Here is a 335-nt window from a genome sequence, read left to right as displayed (position 1 = left end):
TGGTCGAGAAGCTGAAGACCGAAGCCAAGGTGCTGTAAGAGGGAGCGGAAAGAAATGACGATTCTGGTGATTGCAGAGTGCGACGCCCCGAAGGAAGCCCCCTTGGGGGGCAACGCGTCGATCAAGGCCGCGACGCTGAACACGGTGGCGGCGGCAGCCGAAGTTGGCAAATTCGTCGGCGGCGACATCCACGTGCTGGTCGCGGGCCACAACGCGCAAGCGGCTGCCGATGCAGCAGCGAAGATCGCAGGTGTGTCGAAGGTGTTGCTGGCCGATGCGCCGCAACTCGAAGCGGGCCTCGCGGAAAACGTCGAAGCGACCGCGCTGAACATCGC

The 335-nt window shown here is 63.6% G+C and carries 1 pseudogene; it reads left to right on the top strand.

The features are described from left to right. Positions 1-54: 54 nt before the first annotated feature. Positions 55-335: pseudogene (locus DIE16_RS36395) on the top strand (electron transfer flavoprotein subunit alpha/FixB family protein); the annotation flags it as partial.

Source organism: Burkholderia sp. Bp9090 (assembly GCF_003857985.1).
In the GTDB taxonomy this organism is placed as follows: domain Bacteria; phylum Pseudomonadota; class Gammaproteobacteria; order Burkholderiales; family Burkholderiaceae; genus Burkholderia.
The sequence above is the reverse complement of the archived record's forward strand: the minus strand, read 5'-3'. Positions and strand labels throughout refer to the sequence as shown.